Here is a 25,140-nt window from a genome sequence, read left to right as displayed (position 1 = left end):
TTCGGCGGGCGGCAACCTTTCCGCGCGCTGCGACCACTGGCCGGTGAAACGCGACTCGATCTACCGGATGGAACTGGCATGAGGACGACCAGACACACTGCCCCGCACGCCCGACGCGGCCGAGGACCGAGGACGGGCCTCTCGCTCGCGCTGGCAGCCGTCAGCCTGCTGCTCTGCCTGACCGCCATGCTGCTGTCTGAGAGCCGCGACGCCTCCGGCCACCCCGTGGCCGCAGCCGCCGCGACGGCCCCGACCGCCGTCGCGGCCGGCCTCCCGGTCGCCGCCGCACCGTCCACCGCCCCGCCGCCCGCGACCACCCCGCCCCCCGCCTCCGCCACGGCATCCCCGTCCTCCTCGCCGACCCCGTCGGCCGACACCCCGTCCGCCCCGTCCCAACCCCCGAGCGCCGCCACGAGCACGAGCCCGAGCCCGAGCCCGGGCGACACCACCCGCACCGCCACCGCCCTGGCCGGCCGGATCAAGCCCGGAACGAGCTACCCGGGCGTCGCCACCTCGTACGACGCCGCGGACGGCAACGGCGCCTGCTCGTTCGGCCCGACCGAGGATCTGATGGTCGCGGCGATGAACCACACGGACTACGAGACCTCGCAGGCGTGCGGAGCCACGGTGCTGGTCCGCGCGGCCGACGGAGCGAGCATCACGGTCCGGATCGTCAACGAGTGCCCGCTGCCCTGTGCGCCTGGGCAGCTCGACCTCAGTCACCAGGCCTTCGCCAAGCTCGCCGCCCTCTCGGTGGGCCGGCTCCCGATCACCTGGTCGCTGCAGAGCCCGGGAGCGGCGGGGACGATGTCGATCCGGTACAAGCCCGGGTCCACGCAGTGGTGGTGCGGGATCCAGGTGCTCGGGCACCGCAATCCGGTGGCGCGGTTGGAGGTTCGGGCCGGGGGCGGCTGGCGCCGGCTCGACCGCACCGACTACAACTACTTCCTCTCGCCGGACGGCAGCGGGTGCGGGGGCCCGATCCGGGTCACCGACATCTACGGCGAGCAGCTGACCGTGGACGGGATCGCGGTGCGGCCCGATGTCGTCCAGGCGACCCGCGTGCAGTTCGCCCAACATTGACCGGTATGCTCGGGCTGCTTGTTAGCGATCACATAGCAGCCCACCACGACGGCCGCGCGGATCACGACCACCGGCACGACCACATCGCACATCACCATGCAGGGAGAGGGCTACCGAGGGAGATGCTCCTCGATGACGCTTCCGCGGAGTTCCACGACTTCTTCGAACGCCACTACGCCGAACTCGCCCGGTTCGCCCACCTGCTGACCGGCGAGACCGACGCGGCGGACGACCTCGCCGCCGACGCCCTGCTCGCCCTGTGGCAGCGGTGGGACCGCCTGCGCGCCGCCGACCACCCCCTCGCCTACGCGCGCGGGGTGGTCGCCAATCTGGCCCGGACCCGGATCCGCAGTGCCGTCCGGGAGCGGCGGCGGGTCGGGCTGTTCTGGTCCCGCCACCCGGAGAAGACCGCCGGACCGGATGTGGCCGCCGTCCTCGACGTCCGGACCGCGCTCGGTCGGCTGCCGTTCCGCAAGCGGTCCTGCGTCGTGCTGCGGCACGCCTTCGACCTCTCGGAGAAGGAGACCGCGGCGGCGCTGGGCATATCGGTGGGTACGGTGAAGAGCCAGACCTCGAAGGGCATGGCCGAGCTGGAACAATTGCTCGGCGCCGGAGTGGTCGGCGCCCTGGCGACCGGAAGGAGGACCCGGTGAACGACAACATCGACGAGCACATCGCCCAGCACCTGCGCGAGGCAGCCGAGGCCCACCGGCCCGACCGCGCCCGGATGCTGGCCCGCGTGCAGCGCGGCGCTGCCGGCCCCGCCGTCCGGCACCGGCAGCGCTCCGGCCTGCGGTCCTGGCCCAGGGCCGCACTCGCCTCGCTGGCCGCCGCCGGCATCCTGGCCACCGGCGGTCTGGCCGTCGCCGCCATCGTGCGGACTCCGCCGCCCGCCGAGCCCACCGTCGCCCCGGCCGTCCCCTCCCCGACCCCCACCCCGACTCCTTCGGCCACCCCGTCGGCCGTCTCCTCCACCCCGGCCAAGGCCAGCGCCCCGGCGGTCACCCCGCGCCCCACCCCGTCGGCGAGCAGCCGGCCCCAGTTCGGGCCGCTCTGGTCGCAGGCTGCGGTGGACGCGCACAGCAGCGTCTACTGGTCGCAGCAGAACCTCACCCTCCGGAGCGCCCAGCCGCTGACCTCGCTCACCGTCGAACTGCGCATCGCCCAGACCGGCGGCGTACGGGACACCGGCAACTGGCGGACCCTGCCGGACGTGGACTTCACCGTCACCGCCCAGGAGTCCGGCGGCGTTCTGGTCTACCGCTGGGTGCTCAAGTCGGGGCGCACCGTGCCGACCGGACAGCACGAGTTCGCCGCCCAGTTCAACCACGCCACCGGGGCCCGCGACGCCGCGAACGACAGCTACCGGGTCGACGGCAGGTCGGCGGCCGGACCGGCCACGGTCTGGGGAGGGTTCGCCCCGGCACAGTGAGGGGCCGGCCGCCACGGTGCGCCCGGGCCGTCCGGCGGGCCGGGCGCACCGACAGGGTGAAGCTGCCCGGGCACGGTGGCCCGAACACTGCGGCGGCGGGCCGGGCGCCGCACGGTGGTGGCATGAGATCCCGACGCCGTGTCCTGGTCTGCTCCGCACCGCTCCTGCTCTGCGGCGCCGCCACGACCACCGCTGCGGCCGCACCGAGGGCGGGCGGCGGGCTCCAACTGCCCCTGGTCGCCCGGGTCTGCGACAGCTACTCGGACGTGATGGCGAACCGGGAGCGCGACGACACCATGCAGTCCCTGCAGAACCTCGGCAGACCGAGGGCGGCGTGGGCGGCCGGTTCGCGTTCGCCACGGAGACCGACGCGCGCGAGGCGCTGCCGACCACGGTGACCGCGCTCGGGCCGGTGCTGCTCGGACGTGCCGTCCGACGCTGGCGCGGGCAGGGCCGCCGGAGGTGAACCAACGGTCCCAGCCGCATTGTTATCGCTAACAATACCGCCGGGTCAATTCCCCCCGCACCGCCGCGACCGGCGCGGCCGCACGATATCCAACAGTGATCCCAAGGGCCCTTGACGACCGGAGTGTGAGCGTTAACACTCAGGTAACGCCAGGCCAGGACGGGCCCGGGACGGTCCGTCCCGCGCCACCGGGCCGCAACACGGCGTTCACCTCTGAACCTCACGCTCAATCGCTGCTCGACCGATCCACGGCGTCCGCGCGGGCTGGGTCGATCCCGGTACACCACTGGAGGAACTGTGCGGAAGCTTGTGGCGCCTCTCGCCGCCGCAGCCCTGTCGCTCACGCTGGCCGCCTGCGGCCAGGGTGCCAACGGCGTCGGGGGCGATGCTCCCAAGGCCGACACCAAGGGCGGGCTGGTCGGGATCTCGATGCCCACCAAGTCGTCCGAGCGCTGGATCAACGACGGCGACAACATGGTCAAGCAGTTCCAGGCCAAGGGCTACAAGACCGACCTGCAGTACGGCGACAACGTCGTCGAGAACCAGGTCTCGCAGCTCGAGAACATGATCACCAAGGGCGCCCGGCTGCTGGTGGTCGCGGCCATCGACGGCTCCTCGCTCACCGACGTCCTGCAGAAGGCCGCCGACGCCCACATCCCGGTGATCTCCTACGACCGGCTGATCCGCGGCACCAAGAACGTCGACTACTACGCGACCTTCGACAACTTCAAGGTCGGCGTGCTCCAGGGCGACTACATCGCCCAGAAGCTGGACCTCAAGGACGGCAAGGGCCCGTTCAACGTCGAGCTCTTCGCCGGCTCGCCGGACGACAACAACGCCACCTTCTTCTTCAACGGCGCGATGAGCGTGCTCAAGCCGTACCTGGACAGCAAGAAGCTGGTGGTCCAGAGCGGCCAGACCGGCTTCAACCAGGTCGCCACGCTCCGCTGGGACGGCGGTCTCGCCCAGTCCCGGATGGACAACCTGCTGAGCAAGTCCTACACCTCCGCCCGGGTCGACGCCGTGCTCTCGCCCTACGACGGCATCTCCATCGGCATCCTCTCCTCGCTCAAGAGCGTCGGCTACGGCGGCTCGGGCAAGCCGCTGCCCATCGTCACCGGCCAGGACGGCGAGCTGGCCTCGGTGAAGTCGATCATCGCCGGCGAGCAGACCCAGACCGTCTACAAGGACACCCGGGAGCTCGCCAAGGTCGCGGTGCAGATGGGCGACGCGCTGCTCACCGGCGGCAAGCCGGAGACCAACGACACCACCCAGTACAACAACGGCGCCAAGACCGTCCCGGCCTACCTGCTGCAGCCGGTGAGCGTGGACAAGGACAACTACCAGAAGGTGCTCGTCGACGGCGGCCAGTACACCGCGGACCAGCTCAAGTAGCCCACCTCCCGGGGCCCGAGGGCCCGTCTTCCCCCTCCGGAGGCGCGAAGACGGGCCCTCGGGCCGCCCCAGCCGGGAGGCGCGGGCGGGCCGGCCGACCTACCTGTGCCCGGTCCGCCCCCGCCCGCGCCTCCCCCCAGCCGAACGGATGCACAGCCATGGCCGGACCCGTCCTCGAGATGCGTTCGATCACCAAGACCTTCCCCGGTGTCAAGGCCCTCTCCGACGTCAACCTCTCGGTCGCCGCAGGCGAGGTGCACGCCGTCTGCGGCGAGAACGGCGCCGGCAAGTCCACCCTGATGAAGGTGCTCAGCGGGGTCTACCCGCACGGCTCCTACGAGGGCGAGATCCTCTTCCAGGGCGAGCCCTGCCAGTTCAGGTCCATCCGGCAGAGCGAGCAGCGCGGGATCGTGATCATCCACCAGGAACTCGCCCTGGTGCCGTACCTGTCGATCGCGGAGAACATCTTCCTCGGCAACGAGCACGCCACCCGCGGCATCATCAGCTGGCACCGCACGCTCGGCCACGCGGCCGAGCTGCTGGGGCGGGTGGGGCTCACCGAGAACCCGCAGACCCGGATCGCCGACATCGGCGTGGGCAAGCAGCAACTGGTCGAGATCGCCAAGGCGTTGGCCAAGGAGGTCAAGCTCCTCATCCTGGACGAGCCGACCGCCGCGCTCAACGACGAGGACAGCCGCAAGCTGCTCGACCTCATCCTGGAGCTCAAGGCCCAGGGCATCTCCTGCATCATCATCTCGCACAAGCTGAACGAGATCGCCAAGGTCGCCGACTCCGTCACCATCCTGCGGGACGGGCAGACCATCGAGACCCTCGCGGTCGGACCGTCGGGCATCTCCGAGGACCGGATCATCCGCGGCATGGTCGGGCGCGACCTCGAACACCGCTACCCCGAGCGCACCCCGCAGATCGGCGAGGTCGCCCTGGCCATCGAGGACTGGACGGTCCAGCACCCGATCCAGCACCAGCGCAAGGTGGTTGACGGTGTGTCAGTCCATGTGCGGCACGGTGAGATCGTCGGCATCGCCGGGCTGATGGGCGCCGGCCGCACCGAGCTCGCGATGAGCGTCTTCGGCCGCTCGTACGGGCGCTGGACCGGCGGCCGGGTGCTAATGCACGGCAAGGAGGTCTCCACCCGCACCGTGCCCGAGGCGATCGGGCACGGGCTCGCTTACGTCACCGAGGACCGCAAGCAGCTCGGGCTCAACCTGATGGACGACATCAGCCGCAACATCTCGCTCAGCGCCCTGCAGAAGGTCTCCCGGCGCGGGGTGGTCAACGAGCACGAGGAGCACCGGGTCGCCGAGCGGTACCGGAAGTCGATGAACATCAAGGCCCCCTCGGTGTTCGCGCAGACCGGCAAGCTCAGCGGCGGCAACCAGCAGAAGGTCGTCCTCAGCAAGTGGATCTTCTCCGAGCCCGAGGTGCTGATCCTCGACGAACCGACCCGCGGCATCGACGTCGGCGCCAAGGCCGAGATCTACGAGGTGATCGCCGACCTCGCCGCCCAGGGCAGGGCGGTGCTCGTCATCTCCTCCGAACTCCCCGAACTCCTGGGCCTGTGCGACCGCATCTACACCATGGCCGAGGGCCGGCTCACCGGTGAGCTGGACCGCGCGGACGCCACCCAGGAATCACTCATGCGCCTCCTGACCGTGAGCGCGGCAACCCCGAACGAGCAGGTGTAACCGATGGCCCAGACCGAAACCCCCGAGATCACGGCGAGCGCCCCGCCCGCCGCCGAGCGCCCCACCGTGGGCGCCGTCCTGCTGCAGGCGCTGCGCGGCAACGTCCGCCAGTACGGCATGCTGCTGGCGCTCGCGCTGATCGTGGTGCTGTTCCAGATCTGGACGGACGGCATCCTGCTCCAGCCGCTCAACGTCACCAACCTGATCCAGCAGAACAGCTACATCCTGATCCTGGCCATCGGCATGATGATCGTCATCATCGCCGGGCACATCGACCTCTCGGTCGGCTCGCTGGCCGCGTTCATCGGCGCCGTCTCGGCGGTGCTGATGGTCAAGCACGGGATGGCCTGGCCGGTGGCGCTCGTCCTCGCCCTCCTGATCGGTGCGGCGGCCGGCGCCTGGCAGGGCTTCTGGATCGCCTACATCGGCATCCCCTCGTTCATCGTCACCCTGGCCGGGATGCTGCTCTTCCGCGGCGGCACCCAGATCATCCTGCAGGGCCAGTCGATCGCGCCCTTCCCGCGCGGCTTCCAGCAGATCGGCAACGGCTTCCTCCCCGCGGTCGGCCCGCACACCGACTACCACAATCTGACCCTGCTGCTCGGCGCGGCCGTGCTCGCGGTCGCCGTCCTGCAGGAGTTCCGGGGCCGCCGGCGCGCCGCCTCCTACGGCATAGAGGTCCTGCCGACGGGCCTCTTCCTGGTCAAGCTCGCGGTCATCACCGCCGCCGTGGCCGTCTTCACCCTGCTGCTGGCCAGCTACCGCGGCTTCCCCGTCGTGCTGCTGATCCTCGGCGCGCTGCTGGTCGGCTTCGGCTACCTGATGCGCAACTCCATCATCGGCCGCCACACCTACGCGATCGGCGGCAACGAGGCCGCGGCCAAGCTCTCCGGCGTCAAGAGCAAGCGGGTCGTCTTCCTGGCCTTCGTCAACATGGGCGTCCTGGCGGCCCTCGCCGGCCTGGTCTTCGCCGCCCGCCTCAACGCCGGCACCCCGCAGGCCGGCATCAACTTCGAGCTCGAGGCCATCGCCGCCGCCTTCATCGGCGGCGCCTCGGCCAGCGGCGGCGTGGGCACCGTCTTCGGCGCCATCATCGGCGGCCTGGTGCTCGGCGTGCTCAACAACGGCATGTCCCTGGTCGGCGTCGGCACCGACTACCAGCAGGTCATCAAGGGCCTGGTCCTGCTCGCCGCCGTCGGCTTCGACGTCTACAACAAGCGCAAGGGCGGATCCTGACACCACCTCGACCGGGCGGGCCGGCACGGCCTGCCCGGCAGCGGACCCGGACGCGGCGGCCCACGCCCGTGCCGGAGTCCGGCCCCAACTGAGCCCCCCAGCCGGGCGTAGCGGCCCCCACGGTGCCGCTACGCCCGGCTGCCGGTGTGTCTGCGGCCCGTCGGCAGCCGACACGACCGCCCGACGGGCCCGCTCGGAAAGTAGATCCCCTAGCTAGATTGCATTCCTACCTAGATGGTGCTGGAATACATCCATGGCCGCAGACCGCAGATCCAGCTGGCTCAAGGGCGTCCTTGACCTCCTCGTCCTCGCCTGTCTCACCGACGGCGAGAGCTACGGGTACGAGATCTCCAAAGCCCTGGCGCAGGCCGGGCTCGGCGAGATCAAGGGCGGCACGCTCTACCCCGTCCTCAACCGGCTCGAAGAAGCCGGCCTGGCAGTCGGGGAGTTCAGGGCCGCCGAGCGAGGCCCGGGGCGCCGTTACTACCGCCTCACCGATGAGGGCCGCCAGGCGCTCGCCGAACAGGGCGAGTCCTGGCTGGCCTTCCACGCCGCCGTCACCACCATGCTGAACAACACCCGTCCAGGGGGGACGTCATGACTCCGAACAGCAGCACCGACTACTTCACCGAGCTCGCCGAGCGGCTGCGCGCCGCCGGCCGGCCGGAGCAGGAGGTCACGGCCACCGTCGCCGACCTCGCCAACTACCTCCTGGAGAGCGGATCGCCGGACGCCCAGGAGGAGTTCGGCACGCCGGCGGACTTCGCCGAGCGGCTCACCGGCGGCCACACCGTCGAGGAGCCCGGCGCCGGGGTGGAGACCTGGAAGTGGGCCACCGACATCTACGCCGATCGCCGGCACCTCAACCACTACGGCGACCAGGGCTGGGAGGTGGAGGGCCTCGACCGGCTCGGCCGCTTCGTCTGCCGCCGCACGCCGGGTGCGGCGATGCGCTGGGAGTACCGCCGCGAGACCGCCGACAACGCCAAGGAGCGCGAGGCGACCGCCGCCGGACTCGCCCCGGACGGCTGGGAGGCGTGCGGCCACTGGATGTACTTCATGTACTTCAAGCGCCCGAAGGCGGCAATGTCCGGACCGGCAGCGGAACTTGACGAGCTGACGGCACGGCCCGACAAGCAGCTCTTCCTCAGCCGCACCTACCGCGACAAGCTGAAGCCGCTCCTGGTCGTCGCCGTGATCTCCGGGACCATGAGCGCCCTGGTCATCCATTACGGCGGCCCGGACCGCATCGCCCCCATCCTCATCGGCGCGGCCGTCGCGGGCCCGATCGGCGCCGTCACCGGCTGGTACCGGATGAAGCGCGACGTCACCGCCGGCCGCGAGGAGAGCTGAACCCGGGGGCGGACCCCCGCGCTGCCCGGACCGGGCGATCGGCCGATGCCGACGAGACCGGTCGCCGACGCTCCGCGAAGTGGCGGAAGTGCCGGCGACCGGCCGTCCGTTCCGCCGCCTCACCCTCAAGAAGCGCGGAACGGGAGCCGCCGGGCGGACGGGACCGCAGCGGGTTGCGGTCGCCCCCGAGCCGACGGAGTGGATGGGAAGGGCCGAGACGGGCGGCCGTTCCGTTAACACCACGGTAATTGTTAACGCTAACAACATACCTGTCAAGGCCCGCCCGACCCCGCACCAGCCAGGGCCGGGGCGGGACCGGACGGGACCAGGGCTGCCGGGCGGATCGCTCAGCTTCCCGGGTTCACCCCCGGGAAGAGCTGGGCGAAGGTGTCGAAGGCGGTCGCGATGTCCGCCTCCGCCCAGAACCGGTGATAGTTGAAGGTCGGCGCGGCGCCCCCGTCGAGGTAGGTCTGCACCTTCGACCACTGCGGGTCGCTGGTGTACCAGGGCCGGATCGACAGGAAGGTGCTGGACGAGTTGATCTTGGTGCCGTCGGGGTACGTCCCGGTCCAGCCGGACGGGACGTACAGGCCCTGGTGGGTCGTGGCCGAGTACGGCTGGGTGAACCGGTTGAAGTCGGTCCGGGTCTCCGGCGCCGAGTAGCCGAGGCTGTCGGCGAACTTGGCGTGGATGGTGTCCAGGATGTTCTGGGCGAACTTCTGGGCCGTGCTACTGCCGGACTTGGCCGCGTAGTACGCCAGCGTCTTGGCGAGCGAACCCGCCACACCCAGGTCGGTGGCACCGCCGGCGGCCGTGACGTGCAGCCCCGCGTTGGCGCCGGGGCTGGTGGCGCTCCAGGTGTCGGGCGCGCCGGTCCAGGTGAGCGCGTCCGGGGTGGTCAGCGTGCCGGTGGCCGGATCGGCCTTGGCGACCGACATCGCCCAGGGCACCCACTTGTCCAGGATCGCCTTCGCCCGGGCGTCGCCGGTGGCGTTGTAGTACTCGGCGAACCGCTCCATCGACCAGGTCTGGAAGCCGAACCACTGGTTGGAGGCCGGGTCGTGGTACTCGGGCCGCCAGTCGTAGTACAGGCCGTAGAAGGTCGGGTCACCGGCCGGCGGGGCCGCGTCGTCCCCGTAGTTGCCGCCCCAGCTGTTGGTCGCACCGCCCGCGATGCCGCCCTCGCCGGACTGCAGCCACTGGAAGAACTGGAGCTGCTTGTCCAGGCTGCCCGCCCAGTCGGTCGAGGCCGTCGGCGAACTCGGCTTCAGGCCGGGGTCGTTGGCCAGCACCCAGGCCGCCATCGGGTTCTGGTAGCCCTGGTGCGCGGCGGAGCCGGAGACCCGCCAGGACCAGGCCCCGCCGGTGTCGCCGCCCCAGGCGAAGTACCAGGTGAGCAGGCCGAGTTGCTCGTTCGCCTTGGAGCTGCCGGCCGGGCAGGCCGTCGAGCCGAGGCAGTTGCCCGCCTGCTTGAAGTACTTGTCGTAGAGCGAGTACCGCAGGTAGTCGCCGAGCTTGGCGGCCTTGCCCAGGGTCGCGGTGATCGCCGCACTCTTGCCCTGGGCCTTGGCGAACTGCTCGGCCCAGTAGGCGGCCTGGACCAGCCGCGCGTCCGCGTCCGGGGCGTCGGTGTACTTGTACTGCTTGGAGAACGAGCCGCCGCCGTCGTTGAACAGGCTGAGGAAGCCGGAGCCCGGGCTGCCGTACTTCATGACGTCGCAGTCGGGCTGCGGCACCGTCTCCCAGACCGACTCCTCCGGCCCGCGCTGGAAGGTGTTGATCAGGCTGGGCTTGGTGGTGCCGTCCTCGCACTGGCCGAAGCCGTACCGGTTGTCGGTGTCCAGCAGCCAGGCCGGGGAGTACAGGTCCGAGGTGCCGTAGGTGCTGGACAGCTCGGCGGCGAGCGGGTCGGAGCCGACCGGCACGCCGCTGTTGAGCTTGATCGGGTACTGGTCGGGCTGGGCCTTCTCCGGGCCGTAGGTGGCGGGCTTCGACGGGCTGTAGGTGCTCTGGCCCGGCTGCTGGGCGTGGCTGGGGATCAGGTACGTCTCCAGGCTGGTCCAGGCGTTGTTGAAGGCCGTCCAGTCGCCGGTGACCCGACCGTAGTCGGCCTCCAGCCACAGCCAGTAGCTGTACGTCTCGGAGGTGGTCTCGTGGCCGTAGTCCGGGGCCTCTACCACCAGGGTCTCCACCGAGTGGTACGGGATGCCCTGCGGGCTGAAGTAGCCGTTCGCCGGGTTCTTCATCTTGCTGTAGAGGTCCAGGAAGTACTGGTCGTAGCCCGAGCTCTTCGCCGCCTCCGTGACCGCGACCGCCGCCGAGCCGAAGCCGGTGGCCGAGGCGGTGAAGGTGGCCGTGCCGCCCACCTGGGCGGCGTCGGTGCCGGCCGCGACCGTGACCGTCTGCGGGGTGCTCCAGTTGGCGGTGGTGAAGGTCAGCGTGCCGCCGGATTTCACGCTCAGGTCGGTGTCGCTGCCCGAACGGGCCACCGTGACGGTGGTGTCGGCGGCGGGCGCCTGGGAGAGCGCGACGGTGAAGGTACCGGTGCTGCCCTGCTGGACGGCCAGCGTGGCCGGGCTGACCAGCAGGGTCGGCCCGCTCACCTTGATCGCCACCGGGCTGGAGGTCGTGGTGGCCCCGGAGTTGTCGGTGGCCACGGCCGTGAGCGAGTAGTCCCCGGCCGGCACGTTGGCCCAACTCGCGCCGTACGGCGCGGTGGTGGTGGAGCCGATCAGGGTGTTGCTGCCGGCCGAGGTGCTGGCGTAGAAGTCGACCTTCGAGACGGTGCCGTCGGCGTCGGCCGCGTCGGCCGCGAGCTTGACGGTGGATCCGGGGGTGAAGGTCTGGCCCGCCGTCGGCGAGGTGAGCGAGACGGTCGGCGCCTGGTTCGCACCGTGGCAGGTGGTGCCGTTGACGGTGAAGGTGGTGGGGGCGGTGTTGGTGCCGCTGTAGCCGAAGTTGGCGCTGGTGGTGTAGGAGGTGCCGGGGTTGATGGTGGCGGCCCAGCTGGGGCTGGTGACGGTGACGTTCTTGCCGGTCTGGGTCCAGGTGCCGTTCCAGCCGTTCTGGAGGGTCTGGTTGCCGGTGTAGGCGTAGCCGAGGGTCCAGCCGTTGATCGGGGTGGTGCCGGTGTCGGTGATGGTGAGGTTGGCGGTGAAGCCACTGCCCCAGTCGTTGCCGAGGGCGTAGCTCACGTTGCAGCTCACCCCGGCGGCCGCCTCGGCGGCCGGGGCCGAGAGCGCGCCGCCCGCCGCACCGAGCAGGGCCAGGACGGTGGCCGTGGCCGTGACGGTGAGCCGTCTGTCGCGCGAACGCCGTGCTGTACGTCGCATGCGTCTTCCTCCAGGTGGGTGGGTGCCGCCGCACTGCGGGGCGTGCGGCGGACGGAGGTGTTGGCTGCGATCGTGGGGCGCTCGGGGACACTTGGGAAGCGCACACCGTACCGGGGCGGACGCCCCCGGGCCGCCCGGCGGCGCGGCCCCGCCCGGCGACCAGCGCCGGAACCACCGCGGCGATCACCGCCGGGCCCGGCCGGGCGCCGTGTAACTTACAGCGCCGCCGTGGGAGCGCTCCCCAACGTCTTGACGAGGATTCGCCAGCACTGGCTTGATGTGGGAACGGTGAGTGTCCCCCGCATGGACACGCTCCCACCGATTCGGGCCCCACCCACCCGTCAGAAAGGACCCGGACGTGCCCCACCCTGTCCTGCGTCGCCTCGGAACGGCGACCGCCGCCGCCCTGCTCGGCGCCACCGGGCTGCTGCCGAGCATCGGCGCCACCCCCGCCCACGCGGCCACCGTCCACCTGACCAACCCCTTCGTCGGCGCCACCGGCTACCTGAACCCCGACTACGTGGCCGAGGTCAAGGCCCAGGCGGCCGCCGACGGCGGCACTCTCGGCGCGCTCGAAGCCCAGGTCGCGACGAACCCGACCGCCATCTGGCTGGACCACATCGGCGCCATCGCCGGCGACTCCACCCACCTCGGCCTGCAGGCGCACCTCGACCGCGCCCTCGCCCAGCAGCAGGCCGGTACCCCGGTGGTCCTCCAGATCGTCGTCTACGACCTGCCGGGCCGCGACTGCGCCGCCCTCGCCTCCAACGGAGAGATCCCGGCCACCGCGGCCGGGTTGACCACCTACGAGAGCCAGTACATCGACCCGATCGCGGCGCTGCTGGCCAATCCGAAGTATGCCGACGTCCGGGTCGCGGCCGTCATCGAGCCCGACTCGCTGCCCAACACCGTGACCAACCAGTCCAAGCCGGCCTGCGCCACGGCCGCGCCGTTCTACGAAACGGGCGTCGAGTACGCGCTCAACAAGCTGCACCCCATCCCCAACGTCTACAACTACCTGGACATCGGCCACGCGGGCTGGCTCGGCTGGTCCACCAACATGGTCCCGGCCGGCCAGGAGTACGCGAAGATCGCCAAGGCCACCACCGCCGGCTTCGCCAGCATCGACGGCTTCATCAGCGACACCGCCAACACCACCCCGCTGAGCGAGCCGTTCCTGCCCGACTCCGGGCTGACGGTGGGCGGCCAGCCGCTCAAGTCGGCCAACTTCTACCAGTACAACCCCCAGTTCGACGAGTACCACTACGACAACGCGATGTACTCCACCCTGGTGTCCAACGGCTTCCCGAGCACCATCGGCATGCTGGTCGACACCTCCCGCAACGGCTGGGGCGGCTCGGCCAGGCCCACCGCGCTCAACTCCGCTCCGAGCACGGTGGACACCTACGTCGCGGCCAACAAGGTCGACCAGAAGCACTTCCGCGGCAGCTGGTGCAACATCAACGGCGCCGGGCTCGGCGCGCGCCCGCAGGCCCAGCCGTACGGCGCGAACAGCCCGATCATCGCCTTCCTCTGGGTCAAGCCCCCGGGTGAGTCCGACGGCGACTACCCCACCGCCGCCCACCCGCACGGCGACCCGCACTGCGACCCGGCCGGCACCCAGAGCGACGGAAACGGCAACACCTACCCGACCGACGCCATCCCGGGCTACGACGTGCCGGCCGGGCAGTGGTTCGGCGCCCAGTTCCAGCAGCTGGTGCAGAACGCCTACCCGCCGGTCGGCGGCTCCACCGGCGGCGGCGACACCACCGCGCCCAGCGTCCCGACCGGGCTCGCCGTCACCGGCACCACCACCAGCAGCGTCTCGCTGAGCTGGACGGCCTCCACCGACAACGTCGGGGTGACCGGCTACACCGTCTACCGGGGCGGCGCAAAGGTCGCGACCGTGACCGGCACCAGCTACACCGACACCGGGCTGACCGCGGCCACCGCCTACCAGTACACCGTCACCGCCCAGGACGCGGCCGGCAACGTCTCCGCCGCCTCGGCCGCCGTGACCGCCACCACCGCGAGCTCGGGCGGCGGCGGCAGCAGCGGCTGCTCCGCGACCTACGCGGTCGCCAACGACTGGGGCAGCGGCTTCACCGCCAACGTCACGGTGACCAACACCCGCAGCGCGGCCACCAAGTCCTGGACGGTCACCTGGAAGTGGGGCGGCAACCAGCAGCTCACCAACAGCTGGAACGCCACCACCAGCCAGAGCGGCGCCTCGGTCTCCGCCACCGGCCTCTCCTACAACAGCACGCTCGCCCCGGGCGCCACCACCAGCTTCGGCTTCCAGGGCAGCTACTCCGGAGCCAACCCCGCCCCCACCCTCAGCTGCACCGCGAGCTGAGCCCCGCTCCATCCAGGCTCACCTGCGCGGCGAGCTGACCCCCACCCAGACGCTCACCCGCAAGCGAGCCGCATCCCCGGCCGGGGCCGCCCCAGGCGGCCCCGGCCTCCTCCCACCCAGAGGAGCCCCCACATGACTCGCACTGCCGTGCCCCGCTCCTTCAGACTCTCACCCGCCAGGATCGCGGCCGCCACGGCCGCCTGCTGCACCCTGGCGCTGCTCCCCCTCACCGCCTCGGCCGCCACCGCCCCCTCGGCCACCACTCCCCCGGCCGCCGGGGCCGCCGCCGGGGTGAGCTGCAACGTGAGCTACGCCCTCGGCAACGACTGGGGCAGTGGCTTCACCGCCAACCTCACCATCACCGACACCGGCACCACCCCGATCAACGGCTGGACCCTCGGCTACGCCTACACCGGCAACCAGACCCTCCAGAACGGCTGGAACGGCACCTGGACCCAGACCGGCAAGAACGTCACCGTCACCAGCCCCAGCTGGGCCGCCACCATCAACCCCGGCACCTCCTACACCACCAGCGCCAACTTCGGCTACAGCGGCACCAACACCGCCCCCACCACCTTCACCGTCAACGGCACCACCTGCGGCCCGCAGTCGAGCCCGTCCCCCACCCCGACGCCGACGCCCACCCCCACGCCGACTCCCACGCCGACCCCCACCCCGCCCCCGCCCGGCCCGGCCCCAGCCGTGCACGTCTCTGGCAACAAGCTGGTGACCGCCACCGGCAGCCCCATCACCCTGCACGGGGTGGACCGTTCGGGCGCCGAGTTCATGTGCGTCCAGGGCTACGGCTTCTTCGACGGTCCGGTGGACCAGGCCTCGGTCACCGCGATGAAGTCCTGGCGGATCAACACCGTCCGCATCCCGCTGAACGAGGACTGCTGGCTCGGCCACTCCAACGTCAAGCCGGAGTACGCCGGTGCGGCCTACATCGCCGCGGTGAAGAGCTACGTCGACCTGCTGCACCAGAACGGCCTGGTGACCGTCCTGGACCTGCACTGGACGGACGGGGTGTACACCGGCCCCTCCGCCGGCTGCTCGGACGCCGCCGCCACCTGCCAGAAGCCGATGCCGGACGCAGCCGGCGCCCTGCCGTTCTGGACCTCGGTGGCCCAGACCTTCAAGGGCGACGACGCCACCGTACTCGACCTGTTCAACGAGCCCTACCCCTCGCGGGCCACCGGCAGCACCGCCTCCGGCTGGGCCTGCTGGCGGGACGGCGGCAGCTGCGCGGGGATCGGCTACCAGGTCGCCGGGATGCAGGCGATGGTCGACGCCGTCCGCTCCACCGGCGCGGACAACGTGCTACTGCTCGGCGGCCTGGAGTACGCCAACGACCTGACCCAGTGGGCGAATTACCAGCCCGCCGACCCGAAGCACAACCTGGCCGCCTCCTGGCACTCGTACAACTTCAACACCTGCGCCAACAGCTCCTGCTGGGATTCCCAGATCGCCCCGCTGGCGAGCCAGATCCCGCTCGTGGCAGGCGAGTTGGGCGAGAACGACTGCGCCCACGGCTACCTGGACACCCTGCTGCCCTGGCTGGACCAGCACGGCGTCTCCTACCTCGCCTGGACCTGGAACACCTGGGACTGCAGCAGCGGCCCCTCGCTGATCAGCGCCTACGACGGCACTCCGACCGCCTTCGGCGCGGGCTACCGCGCCCATCTGGCCACGCTCTGAGGGCAGTTCCAGCGGCCACGCCCTGACGGCCGTTCCAGCCCGGCGGCCGCGGCTCAGGCCGAGGCCCGCACCACCAGTTCCGTCGGCAGCACCACCTGCCGACGGAACCGGCCCGGTTGGGCGATCTCCTTCAGCAGCAGCTGCACCATCAACCGGCCCATCTCCTCGGTCGGCTGGCGGATGCTGGTGAGGGCCGGCTCGGTGTGCCTGGCCACCGCCGAATCGTCGAAACCCACCACCGCGACGTCCTCCGGCACCCGCCGGCCCGCCTCCCGCAGGGCTTGGAGGGCGCCGGCCGCCGTCATGTCGGAGGCGCAGAACACCGCGTCCAGCTCCGGGCGCCGGGCGAGCAGCTCGCGCATCGCCTCCCGGCCGCCGCGCTCGGTGAAATCACCGTGGCCGACCAGCCCCTCGTCCGGCTCCAGGCCGGCCTCGGCGAGGGCCTGCCGGTACCCGGCCAGGCGGGCCTCGGCCGCCTCCATGTCGAGCGGGCCGGTGACGGTGGCCACCGTCGTCCGCCCGCGCGCCAGCAGGTGCCGCACGGCCGCCCGGGCGCCACCCCGGTTGTCGGCGTGCACATAACTCAGCGACTCCTCGCCGGACCGGCGGCCGCCGAGCACCGCGGGCATCTCCAGCTGCTCGAGCAGCTCGGGCAGCGGATCGTCCTCGTGCACCGAGACCAGCAGCACGCCGTCCACCCGGCGGGCGGTCAGGTACCGGGTCAGCCGCTCCCGCTCGCGTTCGTCGCGGACCAGAATCAGCAGCAACTGCATCTCGGTCTCGGCAAGTTCGCCGGAGACGCCGGTGATGATGTCGGAGAAGTAGGGCTCGGAGCGGAGCCTGGCGACGCTCTCCGGGATGACCAGCGCGACCGAGTCCGTCCGCGAGGTGACCAGCGAGCGGGCCGCCTGGTTCGGCACGTACCCGAGCTCGGCGATGGCCTGCTCGACGGCCGCCCTGGCCTTGGCGCTCACCTTCGGCGAGCCGTTGACCACCCGGGAGACGGTGCCCCGCCCCACTCCGGCCCGCGCGGCCACCGCCTCCAGGGTCGGTCGGGCGGCGGCGGGCTGTTGTTCGGCTCGGCTCATGATCGGTCTCCCGGAGGGCGGCGGGCGGCTGCTCCGAGGGGCGCCGGACACGTTCCGGTAACAGAGCCGACTCGCACCCTTGACACTCCCTCGTACGACGCAGCAATCTTCCCACATCGTAGTGGGAGCGCTCCCAAATGTGCTCCCACCCTGCACCACCGAAATTCCGAGCGCCACCGAAATTCCCACCCCCACTCCACGCTCTTCACTTCGCAGCACAGCCGGCCGCCCAGTGCGGCGCATTCACGAACCACCCTGGACGAGGAGAGATTCGGCCATGCGGAACTCCGGCACCACCCCGGGCAGAAGCGCCCTGACCACAGCTGCGGCCCTGGCTCTGAGCGCCCTGCTGGTCAGCGGGTGCAGCAGCTCGGGCTCCAGCGCCCCCGGCGACACCGCCGCGGGCGGCAAGATCACGCTGACCGTCGGTGACTTCGGCACCTTCGGCTACAAGGAAGCCGGCCTGTTCGACGCCTACCAGCAGGCCCACCCGGACATCACCATCGTCGAGCACAACGTCCAGCAGGAGGGCGACTACTACCCCGCGCTCCAGACCCACCTGGCCGCCGGCAGCGGCCTGGACGACCTCCAGGCGATCGAGGTCGGGCGGATCGCCCAGGTGGTGAAGAAGCAGGCGGACAAGTTCGCCGACCTCGGCAAGGCCGAGGGCGTCCACCAGGGCGACTTCCTGCCCTGGAAGTGGCAGCAGGGCACCACCGCCGACGGCCGGACCATCGGCCTGGGCACCGACATCGGCCCGATGGCGGTCTGCTACCGGAAGGACCTCTTCCAGCAGGCCGGGCTGCCCACCGACCGCGACCAGGTGGCCAAGCTCTGGCAGGGCGACTGGGCCAAGTTCGTCGAGGTCGGCAAGCAGTACCAGGCCAAAGCGCCCGCCGGCACCTTCTTCACCGACTCCGCGAGCGGCCTCTTCAACGCCGTGGTCTCCTCCAGCACGACCCAGTACGCCGACAGCAGCGGACAGTTGGCCTACAAGACCAGCGCCGCGGTCAAGTCCGGCTGGGATCTGGCGGTCAGTGCCGCGCAGTCCGGGATCAGCGCCGGGCTCAAGCAGTTCGACACCCCCTGGAACCAGGGCTACGCCAACTCCAAGTTCGCCACCGTCGCCTGCCCCTCCTGGATGACCGCCATCGTCTCCGGCAAGTCGGGGGACGCCAACAAGGGCAAGTGGGACATCGCCGCGCCGCCGGCGGCCGGCAACTGGGGCGGCTCCTTCCTCGCCGTGCCCAAGGCCGGCAAGCACCAGAAGGAGGCCCAGGCGCTGGCCGCCTGGCTCACCGCGCCCGAGCAGCAGGCCAAGGTCTTCGCCAAGGTCGGCAACCTGCCCTCCAACACGGCCGCGCTGAGCCGGCCCGAGGTGCAGGACGCCAAGCTCGACTACTTCGCCGACACCCCGACCGGCAAGATCTACGCCGCCACCGCCGGCTCCATCCAGCCCGCGGTGATCGGCGAGTGGGACGCCATGGTCAAGGACGCGCTCTCCAACGGCCTGCTCGGCATCGAGCAGCACCACACCGACCCGGCCAAGGCATGGAGCGCGGCCGTCAAGGAGATCGACGACAAGGTCAGCGGCTGACCACGGCGCCAACGCCCCGGCCCTGCACGGGACTTCCCGGGCAGGGCCCGCTCCCGAGAGAGGCCACCCCATGCTCGACGAGGCCGTACCGGCCACCACCGTCGGTGTCCCCCGTCCCGCTCCCCCGCCCCACCCCTGGCGGACCCGCCTGTACCGGTGGGACGTCAAGGGCTCGCCCTACGCCTACATCGCCCCGTTCTTCCTCTGCTTCGCCGCCTTCGGCCTCTTCCCGCTGATCTACACCGCCTGGGTCTCGCTGCACAGCGTCGACCTGCAGACCTCCGACCAGCTCCAGTGGCGGGGCTTCGGCAACTACACCCGGCTGCTCCACGACGACCTGTTCTGGAACGCCCTGCGCAACACCTTCACCATCGGCGTGATGTCCACCGTGCCGCAGCTGCTGATGGCCCTGGGCCTGGCCCACCTGCTCAACTACCGCCTGCGCGGCCGCACCTTCCTCCGGATCGCGATGCTCGCCCCGTACGCGACCTCCATCGCGGCGGCCACCCTGGTCTTCTCGCTGCTCTTCGGCCGCGACTACGGGATGATCAACTGGCTGCTCGGCCAGGTCGGCATCGGCCACATCGACTGGGAGGCCGGCACCTGGAGTTCCCAGATCGCCGTCTCCACCATCGTCACCTGGCGCTGGACGGGCTACAACGCGCTGATCTACCTGGCCGCCATGCAGGCCGTCCCGCACGATCTCTACGAGGCCGCAGCGCTCGACGGCGCGAGCCGGTGGCAGCAGTTCCGGCACGTCACCGTGCCCGCGATCCGCCCCACCGTGCTGTTCACCGTCCTGGTCTCCACCATCGGCGCCACCCAACTCTTCGGCGAGCCGCTGCTGTTCGGCGGCTCGACCGGCCACAGCGGCGGCTCCGCGCACCAGTACCAGACGCTCGGCCTCTACCTCTACGACCAGGGCTGGTACTCCTTCCACCTCGGCCGGGCCGCCGCCGTCGCCTGGACGATGCTGCTCCTCCTGCTGGCGATCGGCGCCGTCAACCTCGCGTTCGCGCGCTACCGCCGTGCCAAGGAGGGAAGTTGACCACCCCAGCCACCCCAGCCACCCCAGCCACCCAAGCCACCCCGGCCGTCCCCAGCGGCCCGGCCACCGCCGCCCACCGCCCCCGCCCCCGGGCCCGGGCCCGCACCGGAGCCCGCGGCCTGCACGGCGCCGGACCGCTCACCTACGCGATCCTGGTCCTCGTCGCCTTCGTCTCGCTCTTCCCGCTCTACTGGACGCTGGTCGGCGCCTCCACCTCCAGCACCCGGATCGCCCAGACGCCGCCCCCGCTGCTGCCGGGCGGCAACCTCTGGCACAACCTGGATATCGCCTGGAACCAGGTCCACCTCGGCCAGGCCCTGCTCAACTCCACCGTGGTGGCCGGCTGCGTCACCGTCAGCACCGTGCTCTTCGCCACCCTGGCCGGCTTCGCCTTCGCCAAACTGCCGTTCCGGGGGCGGTCGGCGCTGCTGACCCTGGTCGTGGCCACCATGACCGTCCCGGCGCAGCTGAGCGTCATCCCGCTCTACCAGGTCATGGCGAAGCTGCACTGGACCGACCAGCTCCAGTCGGTGATCCTGCCCAACCTGGTCGCCGCCTTCGGGGTGTTCTTCATGCGCCAGTTCCTCGCCGAGGCGCTGCCGATCGAACTCGTCGAGGCCGCCCGGGTGGACGGTGCGAGCAGCCTGCGGATCCTGCGCAGCGTGGTGCTGCCGATCGCCCGGCCCGGGATGGCCGTGCTCGGGATGCTGGTCTTCGTGCAGTCCTGGAACGACTTCTTCTGGCCGCTGATCGCGCTCAGCCAGAGCAACCCCACCGTCCAGGTGGCGCTGGCGGGCCTCGGCGGCGGCTCCTACGACTCCGACCAGGCCGTCATCCTCACCGGCGCCCTGCTCGGCACCGCACCCCTGCTCCTGGTGTTCGCCCTGCTCGGCAAGCACATCGTCGGCGGCATCACCGCCGGCGCCGTCAAGAGCTGACGTGGCGCCATGCAGTACTGACGTACCGTCAGACAACATACTTCGTTAGGGAGAAGCCAGCATGACAGCCGTACGGGCCGAATCGGCCCCCACCCGCACCGCCACCTTCCCGACCGGGTTCGTCTGGGGCGCCGCGACGGCGGCCTACCAGGTCGAGGGCTCGGTCGACGTCGGCGGCCGGACGCCCTCGATCTGGGACACCTTCAGCCGCACCCCGGGCCGGACGGCCGGCGGCGACACCGGCGACCGGGCCACCGACCACTACCACCGCTACCGCGAGGACGTCCGGCTGATGGCTGATCTCGGCCTGGACGCCTACCGGTTCTCGGTCTCCTGGCCCCGGGTGCAGCCCACCGGACGCGGGCCGGCGGTGGAGCGGGGCCTGGACTTCTACCGCCGGCTGACCGACGAACTGCTCGAGCAGGGGATCTCCCCCGTGGTCACGCTCTACCACTGGGACCTGCCGCAGGAGTTGGAGGACGCGGGCGGCTGGCCGGCCCGCGACACCGCCGCCCGCTTCGCCGACTACACCGCACTGGTGGCGGAGGCCCTCGGCGACCGGGTCAAGACCTGGATCACCCTCAACGAGCCCTGGTGCTCGGCCTTCCTGGGCTACGGCTCCGGCGTGCACGCCCCGGGCCGCTCCGACTGGGCCGACTCGCTGCGGGCGGCCCACCACCTCAACCTCGGCCACGGCCGCGCGATCGCCGCGCTGCGCGCCGTGCTGCCGGCCGACGCCAGGATCGGCCCCTCGCTCAACCTGCACGCCGTCCGCCCGCTCAGCGGCTCGGCCGCCGACCAGGAGGCCGCCCGGCGGATCGACGCGGTGGGCAACCGCGTCTTCACCGGGCCGATGCTGAAGGGCGGTTACCCGGAGGACCTGCTGGCCGACACCGCCCACCTGGTCGACTGGCAGCAGCTGGTGCAGGACGGCGACCTCGCCGAGATCGCCCAGCCGGTCGACCTGCTGGGCCTCAACTACTACACCCCCACCGTGGTCTCCGCCCTGCCGCCCGGCTACGACCCGGCGGCCGACGGCTCGCGCGACGACGGCCACGGCAACGGCACCCAGTCGCCCTGGCCGGGCAGCGAGGGCGTGCTCTTCCACAAGGCTCCGGGCGAGGTGACGGAGATGGGCTGGCCGATCGACCCCACCGGCCTGACCGATCTGCTGCTCGACCTGCACCGCGAGCACCCCGGCCTGCCGCTGCTGGTCACCGAGAACGGCGCGGCCTTCGAGGACACCCTGACCCCGGACGGCGCCGTCCACGACGCCGAGCGGATCGCCTTCCTGCACGCGCACCTGGCCGCGCTCCGGGCGGCGATCACCGCCGGTGCGGACGTGCGGGGCTACTTCCTCTGGTCGCTGATGGACAACTTCGAGTGGGCGTACGGCTACGCCAAGCGGTTCGGCCTCTACCACGTGGACTACGCGACCCAGCTGCGCACCGCCAAGGACAGCGCGCACTGGTACGCGGAGGTGATCCGGCGCAACGCCCTGCCCGGAACGGAGTGAACGGTTCGCGTCAGATGTCTTGACGCTGATCGCCGGGCGGCCCAAGCTTGCGGGTGGCCCGATGCGGGTGACGGCCGACGCGCAGTCCCTCCCTGTCATGGACCGATCCAGGACGGCCCGCATGCAGTCGATCCCCCGTACCGAATCCGCCCCCACCCTGGCCGAGGTCGCCCGGCACGCCGGCGTCTCCACGGCGACCGCCTCCCGGGTGCTGAACCGCTCCGCCCGGGTCTCCGCCGAGGTGGCCGCCCGGGTGGAGCGCGCGGCGCACGATCTGGCGTACGTCCGGCGCCGGGCCCCCAGCACCCGGGACACCGGGGTGCTGGCCGTCGTGGTCTTCGCCGATCCGCTCCAGTACCACGTGGACGCCTTCCACGTCCGCCTCCTCGCCGGCCTGCGGCGCGCCCTCCCCGGCGCGGACCGGGAGTTGGCGGTCTTCACGGTGCCCAGACGCTCGCGTCGACCGCCCCTGGTGCGCTACCTGTGCGGCGGTCACGCCGACGGCGTGCTGCTGGTCGGCCCGTGGGGCGACGTCGCACTCGCCCGGCTGCTGCACGCGGCCCGGATGCCCGTGGTCTCCCTCGGCCGTCCGCCGGAGCCCGGCGTGGTGGCCTTCGTGGACGCCGACAACCTGGGCGGTGCCCGGGACGCGGTTCAGCGGCTCTGCGCTTCGGGCCGCCGCTCGATCGCCACCGTGGCGGGGCCGCCGGACACCGCCGTCGGGGCGGACCGGCTGGCCGGCTACCTCCAGGCGGTCCGGCAGCACCGCCCGGCCGCCCGGCCGGCCGTGGCGTACGGGGACTTCACCTGCGCCTCGGGCGAGCACGCGATGCACCGGCTGCTCGACCAACGCCCCGATCTGGACGCGGTTTTCGTCGCCTCCGATCAGATGGCCGCCGGTGTGCTCCGAGCCCTGCGGCGGCGCGGACTCCGGGTGCCCGAGGACGTCGCGGTGATCGGCTTCGACGACGCCCCGGTGGCGGCCAGGTCCCGACCCGGGCTGACCACGGTGCGCCAGCCGGTCGAGGAACTCGGCGCCTGCGCAATCGAGTTACTGCTCCAGGGGCCCGCCGTCGGCGAGTCCGTCGTACTGCCCACCCGGCTCGTCCCCCGCGCCTCGGGCTGACCGGATCCCTTGACGCCCTCCGGCTTGCCATGGACACTTCTGCATCATGTGAGCGCTAACAAGACTCTGTTGACGCTAACAGTAATCCAGGCGCAGAGCGCCGGAGTTGTCAGACGCTCACCTCACGCCCACCCACGTGAAGGGGTACAACCTCATGACCAAACCCCCCTGGCTCCGCCGTGCCGCCCGCGCGCTGCTCGCCACCGGCAGCACCGCCGTGCTCGCCGCCGGCCTGCTCACCGCCACGGCCGGCACCTCCCAGGCCGCCACCCAGGCGCCGTGCGACATCTACGCCGCGGGCAACACCCCGTGCGTCGCCGCGCACTCCACCACCCGAGCCCTGTACGCGGCCTACAACGGCCCGCTCTACCAGGTCATGCGCGCCTCCGACGGCGCGACCAAGGACATCGGCCTGCTCAGCACCGGCGGATACGCCGACGCCGCGCAGCAGGACGCCTTCTGCGCGGCCACCAGCTGCGTCATCACCGTCCTCTACGACCAGTCAGGCAAGGGCAACCACCTCACCCAGGCCCCCAAGGGCGCCTTCTCCGGCCCGGCCGCGGGCGGCAACGACAACCTGGCCAACGCCGTCGAGGCGCCGGTCACCGTCGGCGGGCACAAGGCGTACGGCGTGTACGTGGCCCCCGGCACCGGCTACCGCAACAACCACACCAACGGCATCGCCACCGGCGACCAGCCCGAGGGCATGTACGCGATCCTCGACGGCACGCACTTCAACGGCGGCTGCTGCTTCGACTACGGCAACGCCGAGACCAGCAGCACCGACACCGGCAACGGTCACATGGAGGCCATCTACTTCGGCAACAGCAAGGTCTGGGGCTACGGCAGCGGCAACGGCCCCTGGGTGATGGCCGACCTGGAGAATGGCCTCTTCTCCGGCGCCAACACCCGCTTCAACGCGGGCGACCCCTCGATCGGCGACCGGTTCGTCACCGCCGCCGTCAAGGGCGGCCCGGGCCAGTGGGCGATCCGCTCCGGCAACGCGCAGTCGGGCGGCCTGGCCACCGACTACAGCGGCGTGCGCCCCAACGCCTCCGGCTACAACCCGATGCACAAGGAGGGCGCCATCATCCTCGGCATCGGCGGCGACAACAGCAACGGCTCGGCCGGCACCTTCTACGAGGGCGTCATGACCTCCGGCTACCCCTCGGACGCCACCGAGAACGCCGTCCAGGCCAACATCACCGCCGCCGGCTACGCCGGCGGATCGACCGGCACCGGCTCGCTCACCCCCGGCTCCCGGGTCTCCCTCCAGGCCACCACCGCCCCCTGCTGCACCGGCGACTACCTGCGGCACGACGACGCCGACGACAAGGTGGTCATCTCGCCCATCAGTGCGGCCAGTTCGGCCACCGACAAGGCCGACGCCAGCTGGATCGTCCGCGCCGGGCTGGCCAACAGCTCCTGCCTGACCTTCGAATCCGCCAACCAGCCCGGCCGCTTCCTGCGCCACTACAACTTCCAGCTGCACCTGCAAGCCGACGACGGTGGCGGCAACTTCGCCCAGGACGCCACCTTCTGCACCGCCCCGGGCAACAGCGGCACCGGCACCTCCTTCCAGTCCGCCAACTACCCGACCAAGTACCTCCGCCACTACAACTACACGGCCTACATCGCCGCCAACGGCGGGGCCAACGCCTGGGACGCCACCACCTCCTGGGCCCAGGACACCAGCTGGCTCACCGCGGCTCCCTGGAGCTGACGGACAGCCAGGACCCTTTCTCCGCACCCGTTTCAGCCGGCCGGCGG

The 25,140-nt window shown here is 71.4% G+C and carries 19 protein-coding genes; 17 read left to right on the top strand and 2 right to left on the bottom strand.

What is annotated here, in order from left to right; all coding sequences use genetic code 11:
• Positions 1-78 precede the first annotated feature (78 nt).
• From CFP65_RS36625 to CFP65_RS36590, 9 genes are all read left to right on the top strand, one after another.
• Positions 79-1,083, top strand: coding sequence for an expansin EXLX1 family cellulose-binding protein (locus CFP65_RS36625; RefSeq protein WP_104820212.1), 1,005 nt, complete (start codon positions 79-81; stop codon positions 1,081-1,083).
• 122 nt (positions 1,084-1,205) lie between these two features.
• Positions 1,206-1,736 carry a SigE family RNA polymerase sigma factor gene (locus tag CFP65_RS36620; protein ID WP_104820211.1) on the top strand — a complete coding sequence of 177 codons (531 nt, stop codon included), beginning with the start codon at positions 1,206-1,208 and terminating at the stop codon, positions 1,734-1,736.
• Complete coding sequence (locus tag CFP65_RS36615; protein WP_254552757.1) at positions 1,733-2,515, top strand: hypothetical protein; 783 nt, start codon at positions 1,733-1,735, stop codon at positions 2,513-2,515. The genes CFP65_RS36620 and CFP65_RS36615 overlap by 4 nt, the downstream gene beginning before the upstream one ends.
• Before the next feature lie 334 nt (positions 2,516-2,849).
• Positions 2,850-2,981 carry a hypothetical protein gene (locus tag CFP65_RS41945; protein ID WP_256387295.1) on the top strand — a complete coding sequence of 44 codons (132 nt, stop codon included), beginning with the start codon at positions 2,850-2,852 and terminating at the stop codon, positions 2,979-2,981.
• 297 nt (positions 2,982-3,278) lie between these two features.
• The gene (chvE, locus tag CFP65_RS36610; RefSeq protein ID WP_104820210.1) at positions 3,279-4,376 is read left to right on the top strand and encodes a multiple monosaccharide ABC transporter substrate-binding protein; all 1,098 of its coding nucleotides are present in this window, start codon (positions 3,279-3,281) and stop codon (positions 4,374-4,376) included.
• 158 nt (positions 4,377-4,534) lie between these two features.
• Entirely contained in the window at positions 4,535-6,082 is a 1,548-nt protein-coding gene (gene mmsA, locus CFP65_RS36605; protein WP_104820209.1) for a multiple monosaccharide ABC transporter ATP-binding protein, read from the top strand.
• 3 nt (positions 6,083-6,085) lie between these two features.
• Positions 6,086-7,318: a multiple monosaccharide ABC transporter permease gene (gene mmsB, locus CFP65_RS36600; protein WP_104820208.1), complete on the top strand. Its 1,233-nt coding sequence runs from the start codon at positions 6,086-6,088 to the stop codon at positions 7,316-7,318.
• 253 nt (positions 7,319-7,571) lie between these two features.
• Positions 7,572-7,919: a PadR family transcriptional regulator gene (locus CFP65_RS36595; RefSeq protein ID WP_104820207.1), complete on the top strand. Its 348-nt coding sequence runs from the start codon at positions 7,572-7,574 to the stop codon at positions 7,917-7,919.
• Positions 7,916-8,671: a hypothetical protein gene (locus tag CFP65_RS36590; RefSeq protein WP_104820206.1), complete on the top strand. Its 756-nt coding sequence runs from the start codon at positions 7,916-7,918 to the stop codon at positions 8,669-8,671. The genes CFP65_RS36595 and CFP65_RS36590 overlap by 4 nt, the downstream gene beginning before the upstream one ends.
• Before the next feature lie 347 nt (positions 8,672-9,018).
• On the opposite strand, the gene CFP65_RS36585 is transcribed toward CFP65_RS36590, so the two are convergent.
• Positions 9,019-12,003, bottom strand: coding sequence for a glycoside hydrolase family 48 protein (locus CFP65_RS36585; protein WP_104820205.1), 2,985 nt, complete (start codon positions 12,001-12,003; stop codon positions 9,019-9,021).
• Between the two features lie 358 nt (positions 12,004-12,361).
• On the opposite strand from CFP65_RS36585, the gene CFP65_RS36580 reads away from it, so the two are divergent.
• Complete coding sequence (locus tag CFP65_RS36580) at positions 12,362-14,359, top strand: glycoside hydrolase family 6 protein (RefSeq protein WP_104820204.1); 1,998 nt, start codon at positions 12,362-12,364, stop codon at positions 14,357-14,359.
• A gap of 132 nt (positions 14,360-14,491) precedes the next feature.
• Complete coding sequence (locus CFP65_RS36575) at positions 14,492-16,057, top strand: cellulase family glycosylhydrolase (RefSeq protein ID WP_104820203.1); 1,566 nt, start codon at positions 14,492-14,494, stop codon at positions 16,055-16,057.
• 53 nt (positions 16,058-16,110) lie between these two features.
• Here the strand turns inward: CFP65_RS36575 and CFP65_RS36570 are convergent, their stop codons facing one another.
• Complete coding sequence (locus CFP65_RS36570) at positions 16,111-17,145, bottom strand: LacI family DNA-binding transcriptional regulator (protein ID WP_104820202.1); 1,035 nt, start codon at positions 17,143-17,145, stop codon at positions 16,111-16,113.
• Positions 17,146-17,422: 277 nt separating this feature from the next.
• Between CFP65_RS36570 and CFP65_RS36565 the strand changes: the two genes are divergently transcribed.
• From CFP65_RS36565 to CFP65_RS36540, 6 genes are all read left to right on the top strand, one after another.
• Entirely contained in the window at positions 17,423-18,742 is a 1,320-nt protein-coding gene (locus tag CFP65_RS36565; RefSeq protein WP_104820201.1) for an extracellular solute-binding protein, read from the top strand.
• 70 nt (positions 18,743-18,812) lie between these two features.
• Complete coding sequence (locus CFP65_RS36560; RefSeq protein ID WP_104820200.1) at positions 18,813-19,790, top strand: carbohydrate ABC transporter permease; 978 nt, start codon at positions 18,813-18,815, stop codon at positions 19,788-19,790.
• Positions 19,787-20,728: a carbohydrate ABC transporter permease gene (locus CFP65_RS36555; RefSeq protein ID WP_104820199.1), complete on the top strand. Its 942-nt coding sequence runs from the start codon at positions 19,787-19,789 to the stop codon at positions 20,726-20,728. The genes CFP65_RS36560 and CFP65_RS36555 overlap by 4 nt, the downstream gene beginning before the upstream one ends.
• Before the next feature lie 61 nt (positions 20,729-20,789).
• Positions 20,790-22,244 (top strand): glycoside hydrolase family 1 protein, encoded by a 1,455-nt coding sequence (locus CFP65_RS36550; RefSeq protein WP_104820198.1) that lies wholly within the window; start codon positions 20,790-20,792, stop codon positions 22,242-22,244.
• Between the two features lie 121 nt (positions 22,245-22,365).
• On the top strand, positions 22,366-23,370 hold the full coding sequence (locus CFP65_RS36545; RefSeq protein WP_104820197.1) for a LacI family DNA-binding transcriptional regulator: 1,005 nt from the start codon (positions 22,366-22,368) through the stop codon (positions 23,368-23,370).
• A 154-nt stretch (positions 23,371-23,524) separates the two neighbouring features.
• On the top strand, positions 23,525-25,093 hold the full coding sequence (locus CFP65_RS36540; protein ID WP_104821383.1) for an alpha-L-arabinofuranosidase B: 1,569 nt from the start codon (positions 23,525-23,527) through the stop codon (positions 25,091-25,093).
• Positions 25,094-25,140 lie beyond the last annotated feature (47 nt).

The sequence above is a fragment of the Kitasatospora sp. MMS16-BH015 genome, from assembly GCF_002943525.1.
Lineage (GTDB): Bacteria > Actinomycetota > Actinomycetes > Streptomycetales > Streptomycetaceae > Kitasatospora.
Note: the sequence above shows the minus strand (reverse complement) of the source record. Positions and strands in the feature narration are given on the sequence as shown.

Bases quoted from the DNA above. Each gene is read 5' to 3' on its own strand.
- CFP65_RS36625 (WP_104820212.1), top strand. From the start codon at position 79: ATGAGGACGACCAGACACACTGCCCCGCACGCCCGACGCGGCCGAGGA.
- CFP65_RS36620 (WP_104820211.1), top strand. From the start codon at position 1,206: ATGCTCCTCGATGACGCTTCCGCGGAGTTCCACGACTTCTTCGAACGC.
- mmsA (WP_104820209.1), top strand. From the start codon at position 4,535: ATGGCCGGACCCGTCCTCGAGATGCGTTCGATCACCAAGACCTTCCCC.
- mmsB (WP_104820208.1), top strand. From the start codon at position 6,086: ATGGCCCAGACCGAAACCCCCGAGATCACGGCGAGCGCCCCGCCCGCC.
- CFP65_RS36595 (WP_104820207.1), top strand. From the start codon at position 7,572: ATGGCCGCAGACCGCAGATCCAGCTGGCTCAAGGGCGTCCTTGACCTC.
- CFP65_RS36590 (WP_104820206.1), top strand. From the start codon at position 7,916: ATGACTCCGAACAGCAGCACCGACTACTTCACCGAGCTCGCCGAGCGG.
- CFP65_RS36585 (WP_104820205.1), bottom strand. From the start codon at position 12,003: ATGCGACGTACAGCACGGCGTTCGCGCGACAGACGGCTCACCGTCACG.
- CFP65_RS36575 (WP_104820203.1), top strand. From the start codon at position 14,492: ATGACTCGCACTGCCGTGCCCCGCTCCTTCAGACTCTCACCCGCCAGG.
- CFP65_RS36570 (WP_104820202.1), bottom strand. From the start codon at position 17,145: ATGAGCCGAGCCGAACAACAGCCCGCCGCCGCCCGACCGACCCTGGAG.
- CFP65_RS36565 (WP_104820201.1), top strand. From the start codon at position 17,423: ATGCGGAACTCCGGCACCACCCCGGGCAGAAGCGCCCTGACCACAGCT.
- CFP65_RS36560 (WP_104820200.1), top strand. From the start codon at position 18,813: ATGCTCGACGAGGCCGTACCGGCCACCACCGTCGGTGTCCCCCGTCCC.
- CFP65_RS36550 (WP_104820198.1), top strand. From the start codon at position 20,790: ATGACAGCCGTACGGGCCGAATCGGCCCCCACCCGCACCGCCACCTTC.
- CFP65_RS36545 (WP_104820197.1), top strand. From the start codon at position 22,366: ATGCAGTCGATCCCCCGTACCGAATCCGCCCCCACCCTGGCCGAGGTC.
- CFP65_RS36540 (WP_104821383.1), top strand. From the start codon at position 23,525: ATGACCAAACCCCCCTGGCTCCGCCGTGCCGCCCGCGCGCTGCTCGCC.